This window comes from Chitinophaga sp. OAE865 (assembly GCF_040546735.1).
In the GTDB taxonomy this organism is placed as follows: Bacteria; Bacteroidota; Bacteroidia; order Chitinophagales; family Chitinophagaceae; genus Chitinophaga; species Chitinophaga polysaccharea_A.
Genome location: NZ_JBEPOF010000001.1, coordinates 4,090,825 through 4,104,253, shown reverse-complemented (window position 1 = coordinate 4,104,253; position 13,429 = coordinate 4,090,825). Strand labels below are relative to the sequence as shown.

Annotated in this window: 8 protein-coding genes; all 8 read right to left on the bottom strand. The window is 48.4% G+C overall.

The features are described from left to right. Positions 1–2: 2 nt before the first annotated feature. The 8 genes from ABIE50_RS16660 to ABIE50_RS16625 all read right to left on the bottom strand — a co-directional run bounded on the left by ABIE50_RS16660 (position 3) and on the right by ABIE50_RS16625 (position 13,187). Positions 3–1,145, bottom strand: a complete 1,143-nt coding sequence (locus ABIE50_RS16660) for a Fe(II)-2OG oxygenase family protein (protein WP_354028048.1) — start codon at positions 1,143–1,145, stop codon at positions 3–5. Positions 1,146–1,628: 483 nt separating this feature from the next. After that, positions 1,629–3,884 (bottom strand): GH92 family glycosyl hydrolase, encoded by a 2,256-nt coding sequence (locus ABIE50_RS16655; protein ID WP_354028047.1) that lies wholly within the window; start codon positions 3,882–3,884, stop codon positions 1,629–1,631. 117 nt (positions 3,885–4,001) lie between these two features. Beyond that, a complete protein-coding gene (locus ABIE50_RS16650) occupies positions 4,002–5,531 on the bottom strand; it encodes a RagB/SusD family nutrient uptake outer membrane protein (protein ID WP_142686706.1) in 1,530 nt (509 codons plus the stop codon). A 40-nt stretch (positions 5,532–5,571) separates the two neighbouring features. Then, a complete protein-coding gene (locus tag ABIE50_RS16645; protein WP_209857435.1) occupies positions 5,572–8,562 on the bottom strand; it encodes a SusC/RagA family TonB-linked outer membrane protein in 2,991 nt (996 codons plus the stop codon). A gap of 135 nt (positions 8,563–8,697) precedes the next feature. Continuing rightward, a complete protein-coding gene (locus ABIE50_RS16640; protein WP_209857433.1) occupies positions 8,698–10,566 on the bottom strand; it encodes a carbamoyltransferase family protein in 1,869 nt (622 codons plus the stop codon). A 3-nt stretch (positions 10,567–10,569) separates the two neighbouring features. Next, a complete protein-coding gene (locus ABIE50_RS16635; RefSeq protein ID WP_209857431.1) occupies positions 10,570–10,719 on the bottom strand; it encodes a DUF5989 family protein in 150 nt (49 codons plus the stop codon). A 21-nt stretch (positions 10,720–10,740) separates the two neighbouring features. Beyond that, positions 10,741–11,130 carry an SxtJ family membrane protein gene (locus tag ABIE50_RS16630; RefSeq protein ID WP_209857429.1) on the bottom strand — a complete coding sequence of 130 codons (390 nt, stop codon included), beginning with the start codon at positions 11,128–11,130 and terminating at the stop codon, positions 10,741–10,743. Between the two features lie 2 nt (positions 11,131–11,132). Further along, positions 11,133–13,187 carry an SGNH/GDSL hydrolase family protein gene (locus ABIE50_RS16625; RefSeq protein ID WP_209857427.1) on the bottom strand — a complete coding sequence of 685 codons (2,055 nt, stop codon included), beginning with the start codon at positions 13,185–13,187 and terminating at the stop codon, positions 11,133–11,135. Between the last annotated feature and the right edge of the window lie 242 nt (positions 13,188–13,429).

Here is a 13,429-nt window from a genome sequence, read left to right as displayed (position 1 = left end):
GATTATACCTGGGCCGGGTCATACACTTCCCCGTAATGCTCCTCCATTACCAGGTAGGGATTTTCCGGGTGGGCTACTGACTGGATACCGATCAGGCTTGTTTTGCTCATCATACGTAACATCAGCCGGCGTTCACATTTCACCATCCGGCCGTTCTCATTCCTGTATCCCGCCATGAAAGCGTTACGGCCATGAGCACACAGGTGGTTATTTACAAAGATCATATCCCCGGCTTCGGGAATAAAATCATTATAGATAAGCGTTTTTGCTTCTCTCCAGAAATTTACCAGGTTCTCCATTGCCTCCGGCAGTTGCCCGGCCTCTTTATTATAGATTTGCTCCGCCGCATCAAAACGGATAAACGGCGTGTTCCTGTTGCCATATAATACTGATGTGTGCACACCTTCGCCAAGCGCTTCATCGGTATCATAATTGGCATCTTTCGGACATTTATAAATAGGCTCAAACAGGCATTCCAGGGCAGGTCCCGGCTTACCGTGGGAACGTATGGAATACAGCATGGAAGGCACCTGTTCTTCATTTCTCAGGTATAAAAAGCTGAGGAAATCGGCGGCATTAAAAAGGAACGCGTCTTCCGTATGTACAAACAGATCCGTTCTTGATCCGGAGCCTGTTTGCGACCAGGCCATGTTGTTATCCGGGATAATAGCATGCAGTAACCCGCCACCCCTGCGCTGGGCAAAATATTCAACGGGTTTTGACGGAACTACGCCATGCAGCAGGGCGCTTATAAACCCGTATTCTACCAGCTTTTCCGGGTCCATCTCCCTCCAGCTGGCGGGTGTAGGCCCCAGTTCTTCCTGGTCTACATCTACCAAACCTTTGAGCACAATGGCGCCATACTGTTGTGCAGAAAAATCGGCGCCCATCCGGCTCAGTAACCGCGCAATACGCTCCGGTAATATCTTGAATGCATTCAGGTGAAGCATGCTGATAAAAGCGGGATTTTCGTAGTTGCCGTAAATCTCTTTCAATGCTTTTCCGGTTTTAGTCAGTTTTGCTCTTTCTTCTGCTGACACAGTGATGATAGCGGGCGCCAAAGGAGCCGGGTTAATTGTTGAAAGGCTACCCGCAATATGCTCTGAATCCGTGTTAACCAAAGCGGTTAATGTTTGCGTATTCATTCAAAAAGGATTTAAAGGTGCTTAAAGGCATAACAAAGCCCCATAGTCAGGTAACCTGCTATGCATATTCTTTTTTCCCGCACAATGAACGCGCGAAGAAAATGCTGATCATTTTAAAACAACTGGCAGGGAAGCTTCAAATGCGTTTTCAATCAAATAAATAAAGCTCAATAGGGCTAAATGGGTTAAAATACGGGCTATTGACGAATGTTAGCCATATCTTAATTCAGAGTACAACACAAAAGTACCTGAAAATAACATTACTCATTTATCAATATGGGAAAAAAATTTTCGTAATCGGGAAAGTATTTTACAGATCCGGAATTTTTTACCAGCTGCCGTAAAATATCACTCATTTATCTTAGCGATATCAACAGCAGTTCTTCCGGGTATAAAAAAAGATCGCCTCTTATATAAGAGACGATCTTTTCTGTCTTCATCATTGTTACCGGCTCACCAGACCAGTAAACTTCTTCCCGGCAATTACTGCACTCCCCAGCTTTTATTAGGCTTGGGTCCCATGAACAGTTCCAGCGTTCCCCCTTCAGTTAACTGCTGATGCGTGAACGTGGGTTTGTTCAGCGGTTTGCCATTGAACTTTGCCTGTTGAATATATTTATTTACCACGGAGCTGTTATGCGCTATTACGGTAAATTGTTTTTTATTGGGTAAGGCGATGCTTACATTCTCAAACACCGGGCTGCCTATGGTGTATTCGGGAATACCTGGCGTTACCGGGTAAAAACCCATGGAGGAAAACACTACGAAGGCCGACATGCCGCCACCGTCTTCATCACCGGGAATACCAAAAATATTATCCTTGAACCAGGCATCCAGCAGGAAGCGGATGCGCTGCTGCGTTTTCCAGGGAGCGCCGGTATAGTTGTATAAATAAGGAATATGGAAGCTGGGCTCATTACCCATGGAATATTGTCCTACCAGGCCGGTGGCATCAGGGAACTTGCTCCAGAAGGCGTAGCGCGACATATCCAGCGGTTCGCGGAACAGCTGGTCCAGTCTTTTTTCAAAGGCATCTTTTCCTCCCATCAGGCTAATAAGGCCGGGGATATCCTGCTGCACCTGCCAGAGATAGGTCCAGCCGTTGTTCTCATCATAATATTCACGGCCGCCGAGGCCACCGTCATATTTTACATTGATATCGATCCATTCCCCGTTACCGTCTTTGGGCAGGAAGAATTGCTTATCGGCATTCCAGAGATTTTTATAATTCTTTGCCCTTGGTGCAAACAAACGCTGGTCATCTTTCTTATTCAGATCACCGGCCAGTTCTGCTACTGCCCAATCGTCGTAAGCGCCACCTAAAGTAACCGCTACGGCCTGTCTTTTTTCAAAAGAATGCACCACCGGTTCGGTTTCTTTTTCGCCCGGACGCAGTGCGGGGAAATAGCCTTTGTTATGATACACATCATCGAGCGCTGTTTTAGGGCCATTGCGCCAGGGAAGCATAGTAGCTTCGGTGGCATTTTTGCGCATGCCTTCATAGGCCTTTTCAATATCAAAGTTCTTCAGGCCTTTACGGTGTGCATCCAGCATTACCACGGAAGAGTGGAACCCGTTCATACAGGCATGATCGCCAAACAGCACGGGGAAAGTAGGCATCCAGCCGCTCTGCTCATACATATGCACAAACGACTGTAACATGTCTTCTTCCTTTGCGGGGTTGAGGATCATTCTCAGCGGGTGCAAAGCCAGGTAGGTATCCCATGTCCAGTCGTCCACATAAAACGGACGCTTGTCTTTATGCACCTGCTTATCATAACCGCTGTAATACTGCCCGTCTTCCGTGATATCCACTGCCCTCTCATAGCAACGGTACAACGCGGTATAGAAAGAACGTTGCTGTGCAGTGGTGCCTCCTTTTACTTTCACCTGGTTCATCACATCGGCCCAGGCTTTTTTACCATTGGCAGCTACGGCGTCAAAATCTTTTTTACTGATCTCTTCTTCATAACTTTTCTTTGCCTGTTCAGGGCTGATATAGCTGATGGCATATTTAAAAGTAACTTCCTTTGCAGCGGCAGGAAAACTGATAAATGCTTTTAGTGCTTTACCAGCAATATTCTTATTGTTGCTTAATTGCCCCTGTTCTACTACTCCGGGTTTTCCGGCTTCGCTGAAAACACCGTAGAGATATACTTTTACATAACCATTATAAGTTTCCATCCCGGTGATCACATTGCCCGGCAGGAAACTGTAGGCTGCCTCTCCATCGTTGTAGGTGCCGAACAGCAAAGATTTTTCCTTACCTGCGGGAAACCGGAAACGGTAGTAACCTGCTTTTTTACCGGCGGTAAATTCCACGTTTACTTCTTCATCCAGCAGCCAGGTGGAATAATACCAGGGACGGTTGGTTTCCAGGTTATGATCGTATGGCATCCGGGTTTGCCAATCGCTTTGCGAGATGGCGCCAACAGCGGGTTTCACAGAAAACACCTGTCCCAGCCGATGCGATACAATGTTCAATGGAAAGTCGGAGATCTGGTCGTCCATAAAGTCTTTCCGCTGGGGAGTAAACCGGATCATCTGGTTGGGCAACTGCACGGTAGGCCGGGTTGGCTCCAGCAGCTGACCTACGTTTCCGATGGTTGGGTCAACCAGGTCTATGGGTTGCTTCGTTCCGGGGATAGTATCATACACCGCAGCACAGGTGCGGCCGGTTAAGCATACAAAAGGCGTCAGCATCAGGAGGCTGCGCAGCTTCCAGTTTGTTTTTTTCATTCACTAAAATTTATGCGCTGGGAGAATTCTTCATTGCTACGGAACGAATTAACGAAATAGTTTAATCATGCACAAGGCATGATTAAACTATTTACAGGTCAAATCAAAAAGTACTTATCAGTAGCTTGGGTTTTGTGTCCAACCCGGGCTCAGGTTCAGATCGCGGAATGGTATCGGCGCAATGTACTTGGGTCCGGGATTGGCTACCGCGGCAGGATTCAGGGGAAGATCCTTGAACTCATTCGGATCGCGGCGGGCAATCACTTTTGGTAATAACTGCAGGCGTACAATATCGAACCAGCGTTGTCCGAATTCACCGGCAAACTCATATTTACGCTCATTTACTACCGAATCGCGGAAAGCGGCGGCCGACAATCCTTTCACGATATTGCCCAAACCAGCGCGGCGCCTTACCCTGTTCAATGCTTCATAGGCATCATCAGAAACGGTATTGGTAGCCATGGCGGAAGCTTCTGCATAAATGAGCAGTGTTTCTGCGAACCGCACCACATCGGTTGTTTTATTGGTACTGGCATTAAAGCTGATTACCTTGGTTGGTGTTTCAACGATACCATCGCCTACGCCATAACGGAATTTGTTGTAGTAAGGATGTTTGGTGGCCGTTCTGGGATCATCCCAGCTTACCACGCCATACTTGTTACTCTTGATCTGTGTATGGAAAGTTTCATCGGTACGTTTGCACACTGGTGCATCCTTGAAGTAATTGATCTCAGGGAAGAAGTCATCCCATCCGCCTTCGTCATCCGGTATACAGGTAGCGCCAAAGGAACGGTTGGGCAACTGGCCGCCTACATTGTATTCCAGGCCGAATACAGATTCAATGTTATTATTGGTTTTAAATACATCCAGGTAATCGGGCACCAGGTCAAATTTATTGGCATCCATCACCGCTTTTGCCTCTGTTGCAGCCAGGCTGTAATTAGAGGCCTGGTTAACCGGCCAGCCGGCCATGGTCAGGTATACGTTGGCCAGTACAGCCCTGGCGGCGAGGGCACCGGGTCTGCCTACGTTTACACCGGCAGGCCATTTGTCCGGCAGCATGGAAGCTGCTGCTTTCAGGTCGCTGATGATCTGCTCATATACCTTAGCGGGCTCCTGTCTTGCAGGAATGGTGGTAATTTCTGCCGGACCGGTAATGATGGGCAATGCACCGAATGTTCTTACCAGGTAGAAATAACAGATACCTCTCAGGAAATAAGCCTGCCCGCCCGCATAAGCGCGCGCCTGGATGGCGTCTGGCGTAGTAGCGGTTACTTTTTCAAAATTGGCGATCACGTTATTCGCCTGGTAAATGGTATTCCATGGCCCTTCCCATCCTGCACGGAGACTGGAATTGGTGGAAGTGCCCTGGAGACGGTCAAATTCACGGGAGTCTGCTTTATTGGATGCGGGGTGAGTGGTAAGATCATCAGAACCGAAGTAAGCGGTTAGTTTGCTGGTAAAACCCCAGGCCCCGTCTACTGCCAGCGCCCTGAAGGCAGAAGTAACTGCGCCATCCAGTTCACTCTGGGTATTAAAATAATTACCCGGCGTAAGTGTTGCTTTTGGATCTTCCGTGAGCTTCACGCAGGATGATACACCGATCATGGCTGCAATAGCGAAAGGAAGGAAATATTTTTTGTTCATAATAATAATTTTTAGAAAACCAGGATCCTTTTCTTTTTAGTTATAAGCCAAGTCTTACACCAATCGTATAGGTTTTGGGGTTAGGTACGGTACCTGTTTCCAAACCCTGTGTAATAGCGTTGGTGGCATTGGTTACTTCCGGATCATAGCCAGGGAAATTGGTGATGGTCCAGATATTCTGTGCGCTGATATAAACATCCAGGCTGCGTGCATGAATTCTGCTCAGCAGGCTGGCCGGGACAGCATAAGTCAGGGAGATATTTTTCAGTTTGATATAGCTGGCATCATATACATAACGGCTGCTCTTGATTTCATTCTGGTTGCCATATACAGGTACATCCGTTTGTTTTTCGGGTGTCCACATATCCAGGATAACAGTGCTGGTTGCGTCACGCGCATCACCAAGCCCACCCATGATATAAGGCTGGCTGAAAGAGAACATCTGGTTGCCATGCGTACCCTGGAACATCAGGTTGAGGCTCCAGTTCCTGTAAGAGAAATCGTTGATAAAGCCGAAGTAGTATTTAGGCATACCATTACCAATAGTGGTAAGGTCGCCGCCGGAAAGTTTCTTGTCTCCATCCAGGTCAGCATACTTTGTATCGCCTGGTTTCTTGCCGTATAAAGCGGCTTCGTCTTTCTCTTCGCTTTTCCAGGTGCCCAGGTACCTGTAACCATAGAAAGTGCCTAACGGCTCTCCTACTTTAATGATAGATACGCCCTGTTGTGCGGAGCCGATACCATTTACAATGATGTTATCCTGGCCGCCGAGGTCCAGTACTTCGTTCCTGTTAAAGGAGATGTTGAAATTGCTGGTCCATTTAAAGTCCTTACCCACCACCGGCATACCACCGATGCTGAACTCAAGACCGGTATTTCTCACGCTGCCGATATTGCGCTGGAAGCTTCCGCCGCCGTAATAGAAAGGATTGTCTGTAGCATACAGCAGGTCTGTAACTTTTTTATTGTAGGCATCTGCCGTGAAAGTTAAGCGGCCGCGCCATAATTCCATATCCACTCCCACATCATAGGTAGTGTTCTTTTCCCAACGCAGGGAGGTAGACACCGGTGTGCCCAGTGGCGTGTTTACGCTTGGCGTGCTGCCGTCAAAGTAGTAAGGCAATGCTGTTCCTATCTGCGCAATGGAGGAATAGGCAGGCACTGCCTGGTTACCTGTCTGACCATAGCTGGCACGGAGCTTCAGTCCTGTTATCACTTTGGAACTGGCCATAAAACCTTCCTTATCTACTGCCCAGCCCAATGCTACCGCAGGGAAAGTGGAGTATTTGTCAACCAGGTGGGAAGATCCGTCTGTACGTACAGATACGGTTAACAGGTATTTATCATTAAAGGCATAGTTTACCCTTCCCATGTAGGAGATCAGTGCATCCGACCAGTAACCGCTGCTGGTGGATTGTGTTTTACCCAATCCAAGATTCCAGTAACCCAGGCTGTAGGTAGACAGCTGGTTGGCCTGGGCAATAGTATTGTTATTGAGTTTAGACGCCTGTTCCACGAGGGCTGTTACAGTGAGGGCATGTTTGCCAAAACGGTTGTTATAAGTAAGGAAGTTGGAGTTCTGCCAGCTTCTGTAACGGGAGTTTTCCACTTTGGCATAGTCGTTACCGTTATACGCTTCGTTTGATCCCGGGGGAAAGAGCGATTGCGTTTGCTGGCTCTGTAATTCATAACTGTTATTGGAGGTAAATGTCAGGTGATCGATGATACGATACGTGAACACACCGGTAGCAGTTAGGTTAGACGTTTTTCCATCTACAGAACGGCTCATCATATTTTGCAGCGGGTTGGTAGCCAGGGATGCAAAATTGGATCTTGGAATGTAGTTACCCTGCGCATCTTTTACCGGGCTGGTAGGGTCCCACATGCTGGCCTCCGCAAACGGATCGGTGATATCGCCGGAGAAATCGGTGTTGTGCGATTGTGGCAACAGACCCGTGATGTTCACTTTCAGATCCATTTTGCTATTCAGTTTCACATCCACGTTTGCTCTCAGCGTATGTCTTTTATAGCCGGAATTTACCAGCAAACCTGGTTGATCAAGATAGTTATAGGAGAAGTAGTATTTCACATTGTCGGAACCGCCGGATACGGCTACCTGGTAATTCTGGGCCAATGGCTTTTGTGTTAATTCATCCTGCCAGTCGGTGCCAGCCGGGTTGTTTTTCAGATCCGCCAGTTGCGCATCTGAAAACGGATGACCTGTTCCGGTAACATCTCCTTTCAGGTTTACCTGCTGTGCAAACTGGTAGGCATTCAGCAGGCTCAGTTTCTTTGGCAAAGAATTTCTGCTCACCCAGCCACTGAAATCCACTCTTGGTTTTCCTGATTTACCACTTTTAGTGGTCACCATTACTACGCCGTTAGAGCCCCTGGAACCGTAAATAGCGGTGGCAGATGCGTCTTTCAGGATTTCCATGCTTTCAATGTCGCCGGGAGCAATAGACTCCAGGTTGCCTCCAATGTAACCATCAATTACATAGAGCGGATCATTACCGCCTGTAATGGAGCTGGCGCCGCGGATCCTTACACTGATCCCTTTACCCGGCTGGCCGCTGTTGCTTTGAACGGTAACGCCTGAAGTGGTACCCTGCAATGCCTGTTCCACCCTTACCAGGGGGCGCTTGGCAATTTCAACCGCCTTCACCGAGCTGGTGGCCCCGGTTACGTCGCTTTTTTTCTGTGTACCATAACCCACTACCACCACGTCGTTCAGCGACCTGGCATCTGTTTTCAATGTAATGGTCAGATTGTCGCCGGTAACCGCCACCTCCTGTGCGATGTAACCGATATAGGAAATAACCAGTACCGGGGAAGTGGTTTCGCCGGTGGCAATCTGGAATTCGCCCTGTGCATTGGTGGGACTTGAAATGTTGGTACCTTTTACCCTTACAGTGGCGCCGGGTAGTGGTTGGCCGGTTTCATCCAGCACTTTACCCTTTGTCAACTGCTTTTGTGCATAGGCCTGTAACAGGCCCGATGCGAGGAGCATCAGCAATAGTAATCTTTTCATAACGCGAACGATATTTCGATTGATAAGAAAATAATGAATGCAAGTAAGCATCAGCGGCCTAACAGCAGCGCTAATAATGAACTAACAGCGGTATTAATGTTATATTTTTCAAAAAATTTCTTTTAGAAAGATGTATTAATCCATTTCAAATGATCTGAACAACTCCTTTGGCAGCGACGGTTGCCGGCGACGATCAAAAACATAATGGCCAATTACCAGGTAATCCATTTCCGTTCGCATAAAGGCAAGCCATGCATCTTCAGGTGTGTTCACCACCGGCTCTCCCCTTACATTAAAAGAGGTATTGATCAGCACACTGCAACCCGTTAATTTTTTAAAACTATTAATAAGTTGATGCAGCTTTGGATGAAGCGTATCATGTACGGTTTGTATCCGCGCAGAGTAATCGAGATGCGTAACTGCAGGGATGGCGGATCGTTGCAGCTGCAGGCGCCCGGCAATGGCGGTGCCGGTATGCGGCATGTTGTTCCCTGCAGCAGCAGTGCCCTGTTGTGTTTCTTTCAATGTAGTAGTGAATAACATATAAGGAGAAGCGCCTGCATCATTAAAATAAAGAGCTGCGTCTTCTGCCAGTACCGCCGGTGCAAAAGGACGGAAGCTTTCCCGGAATTTTATTTTCAGGTTGAGCTGCCGCTGCATACCCGGTTGCCGCGGATCAGCAAGGATGCTGCGGTTGCCCAGCGCGCGGGGGCCAAACTCCATCCGGTCCTGGAACCAGCCCACTACTTTTCCATTTGCCAGTTGAGCGCTTACCATGTGTGTGAGCGTTTCAAAATCCGGCTCGTGCACGGCCACCGCTCCATAGCGGGCCAGCAGCTTCCGGACATCCGCGTCGCCATAGGCGGGGCCAAGGAAAGCGCCCTGCATGGCATCATCTCCCGTAAAAAAAATACGCGCCTGTTCCATTCCTATGTGGTAAGCAGCATATGCAGCGCCCAATGCGCCACCGGCATCACCGGCAGCAGGCTGTATCCAGATATTTTCAAAGATCCCGGCTGCCCTTATCTTATTGTTGGCTACACAGTTCAGCGCTACGCCGCCTGCCATCACCAGCTGCCTGCTGCCGGTAATTTCCCTTGCTGTGCGTGCCAGCGCTACTACAATCTGCTCCATCACCTGTTGAATGGCCAGCGCCAGGTTCATATGATCCTGCGTGATGGCCGATTCCGGCTCCCGTTTTGACATCCCGAACAACGCCTCCCACAAAGGCGTGGCTGTCATTTTCAGCCCCGTGGCAAATTCAAAATAATCCATGTTCAGCAGGATGGATCCATCCTTTCGTATATCCACCAACGTTGCCATGATCTTTTCCCTGAACACAATAGTTTGCGGATCATCCGGCAGGCCGTAAGGCGAAAGCCCCATGAGTTTATATTCGCCGCTGTTTATTTTAAAACCCAGGAAATAAGTAAAGGCGGCATACAACAGCCCCGGGGAATGCGGGAAACGCAGCTCCCTCAGTATTTTAATATCACTGCCGGCGCCATGGCAAATAGTAGTGGTGGCCCACTCCCCTACGCCGTCTACCGTAAGGATGGCGGCCGACTGAAAAGGAGAAGGATAAAATGCACTGGCGGCATGCGACAAATGATGCTCCGGGAAATACAGCGGTACCTTTACCGTGGCGCCCAATGCGCGGAACTGCCGCCGCAGCATTTTCTTCATAAACACTTTTTCCTTCATCCACACCGGCATGGCAGTAATAAAACTACGCCAGCCCCGCGGCACAAAAGCATGATAGGTTTCCAGCAGCCGCTCAAACTTCAGCAAAGGCTTATCATAAAATGCCACTGCTGTAAGCTCATCGAAGGAAATGCCGGCCTCCGACAATACATATTTAATAGCCTGCGCAGGGAAAGCAGCATCCTGCTTTATACGGGTAAAACGCTCCTCCTGGGCGGCCGCAACAATATGCCCGTCGATGATCAGTGCGGCTGCACTGTCGTGATAAAATGCCGATATGCCCAGGATAATTTTTCTCAATGCTTAAAATATGGCATAAATAAAAGGCGCCAGCGCAGAAGCGCTTGTTAATGCTACCAGTGATGCCAGCAACAGCAACATGATGATCAGCGGCAGCAACCAGAGCTTTTTCCGTGTCTTTAAAAAGTAGAGCAGTTCATGCAAAAATTCCATGGCATGTGAATAATGATCGTTTTAAAATGTATGCTGCAGATCTTCTTTCGTATACACGTGATTTCGTATATCCATTACCGATCCCTCATCTTTTTTAAACCTCCGCAGCTGCAAAGTATCTTTGCCCCTCCATTTCCGCCACAGGCCCATTGGTATTACCACCAGTATAAAAACCAGGGTAAGCAGTATGCGCACGTTTATTTCTCCCAATACCTTTGCCAGTCCAAACCACAACAGCGCCAGCGGATATAAAAGCCGGGGCGCCAGCAATATGATGAGCAATAGCAGCAATGCTGCGATCACCAGCCGGAAGTCGCGGTAATAAAGCGATGCCGCCAGCATAGCAGCTGCAGCAACCTGTCCGAACTCCATGCATTGCTGCCGGCTGATAGGTGTAGATCCTTTCCCCATAACTATACTTTTTTCAACTGGCTTTGTATATTGAGTGCATCCTTATTACCTGGCGATGCCTGCAATACTTTTTCCACATATAACTCAGCGCCGTCTTTATTGCCCATGCGGAAATACAATCCTGCAATCTGGTTGAGCACAGTCACATTTGCCGGTTCCCTGGCCGCCACTGTTTGCAGCTCCAGGATCTGCAACAGGCAGTCTTTCACCGGCAACAGGTTTAATCGACGGTCGTTATGCTCTATGGCATAATCCAGGTAAGGCAGGGCTTTGCCGGCATTATCCTGTTTCAGGTAAAGCACAAAAAGCGTTCTGGCCACATCAAATGCGGGCGACAGGGCAAATGCCTTTTTAAAATAGAAAATGGCTTCTGCCGTGTTATTCAGTTTACCATTGTAGTTGCCGGCTTCTTCATAATACGCCGCTTCTGTAGGATTCTCCTGAACCAATGCGGCCACTATGGTAGCTGCATGCGCAAAATCACCGGTTTGATTGTAGCCGTTATACAGCTGCTGCAATGCTGCTTCCCAGGAGGTTTTCCTGAAAGCCACGTTGTAGGCCAGCTGTTCTTCCTCAGTGGAGATCAGCGTTGTATCGTATACGTGAGCAGTCTTAAAAGGCCAGCTTCTTTTGAGGTTCGCAATTTTATAAGCGCCGGAAAGACTATCAACAGCCGTGATGGGCATGGCTTTCAGCAACTGCGCGAAGCTCATGGCACTGTCGTTGGGCGCTTTGAAAAGACCCTGCCTTTTCATGGTAGTATAAAATACATCTGATAACAGCGCATAGCCGTCCAGGTTAGGATGCACATGTTCCAGGACCAGGTTGTTGCCAATGATATGCCCCGGACTGGCGGCTTCAAAAGCGGCGTTGGCATCTACCAGGTGGGCATTTTTATATTTGCTGCACAGGTCGAGCAGCACCTTATTCAGTTTGGAAGGCGCGCGGAAACGGAGCGCGTCGAGATCCCGGGCTTTATCATAGTATGTTTTGGCAGCAGTACTGTCGCCTTTTTGGAACGACAATACCCCCAGGTAATAATTACAGCCGGCATGTGCGCTGTAGCTGTTTTCCGCAGCAAGAAAATATTGCATCGCCGCAGTGGAATCGCCTTTGGCTATCGCCTGTTCCCCGTTCCGGTATGCGGTACCAAAGCCAGGGTATTTTGCGCTGTCGGGTGCTATACTGACAAAAGGGAACAGGTCTTTTTCGGTAGACACGAGGTTGCTGATAAATACCGGCACATTGGCCTCATCCAGCATACGCAGGGTATTGTCCATGTTGGCAGTGAACTGGGTGATACCTCTTTCATACATGACAGATCCAAAAGGGATCTGCTGTTCCGCCACCATCATCTCCATGCGGGTTTTGCCCCCGCCTTCCGTACCGGCAGGTTTCAGCGGGGAAAGTTTGTGTAGCGCAGCGGCCATGAGCTGTGTAATACGCAGCTGCCTCAGCTTCAGCACCAGGTGCACCAGGAAAGGGCTGCCGGCGATTTTGTCTGTACTGCCGGTGCCCAGGCAGCCATAATACTCGTTATGGCCGGTATAAATAAGTACTGCATCGGGTTGATACGGCAGCAGTTCTTTTGCAAAGCCTTCTACAGTATAGGAATTAACACCGGTTAATGAAAGATTAATGATCTCCAGGTGCTTATCCGGGTTGGTATGCATAAGCCGGAATTGCAGCCAGCGGTGAAAGGAGCCGTTGTGAAAATAGGGATACCCGATGGTGGTGGATTCTCCCAGTACAAAGATGCGGAGCGTGCCGGAATCCTTTACTTTCTTAAACAACTCGCTATTTCCCTTTGTGGCGATATCGGCATTGGAAAAATATTTCAGGGAAGCGGCCGGGTTGAGCTGGTAATAACCGGGGTGTTGCGGAGCCGTGATAAAAAGTTGAAGGCTGTGGCCGTAATTGAATACCCGCAGTCCTGCCTCCACTCCACCTATTATTAAAAAGGGAAAAAGAATGCTGATGATCCTGATCACCAGCATTCTTTTTTTTCGTAATAAAGTGGCCTGAGTGCCATAGTCGTGGAATCTTGTCTTATTCATTACAATGCAATTTATCCGGGCAGCCTTAATGGCAGCACTAATAATGCACTAACGGTGAAAAGAAATAATGAATTAAGTTTTAATTAATCGCCGGGGATTTTGTCTGACTCAGGATTACGCTGATTTTGATGATTAGTTTGATTTTATTTTTTTTGCTTTCAGCGGATTTTGTCTTGGAACACTGATTACGCTGATTTCATTGATTTTATTACTTTGGTGATGGTGGTTGGGGTTTCCGGATG

What these genes read in the sequence shown, in the direction of transcription:
- ABIE50_RS16660 (WP_354028048.1), bottom strand. Translation starts at nt 1,145, where the DNA reads ATGAATACGCAAACATTAACCGCTTTGGTTAACACGGATTCAGAGCAT.
- ABIE50_RS16635 (WP_209857431.1), bottom strand. Translation starts at nt 10,719, where the DNA reads ATGGAATTTTTGCATGAACTGCTCTACTTTTTAAAGACACGGAAAAAG.
- ABIE50_RS16650 (WP_142686706.1), bottom strand. Translation starts at nt 5,531, where the DNA reads ATGAACAAAAAATATTTCCTTCCTTTCGCTATTGCAGCCATGATCGGT.
- ABIE50_RS16655 (WP_354028047.1), bottom strand. Translation starts at nt 3,884, where the DNA reads ATGAAAAAAACAAACTGGAAGCTGCGCAGCCTCCTGATGCTGACGCCT.
- ABIE50_RS16625 (WP_209857427.1), bottom strand. Translation starts at nt 13,187, where the DNA reads ATGAATAAGACAAGATTCCACGACTATGGCACTCAGGCCACTTTATTA.
- ABIE50_RS16645 (WP_209857435.1), bottom strand. Translation starts at nt 8,562, where the DNA reads ATGAAAAGATTACTATTGCTGATGCTCCTCGCATCGGGCCTGTTACAG.
- ABIE50_RS16630 (WP_209857429.1), bottom strand. Translation starts at nt 11,130, where the DNA reads ATGGGGAAAGGATCTACACCTATCAGCCGGCAGCAATGCATGGAGTTC.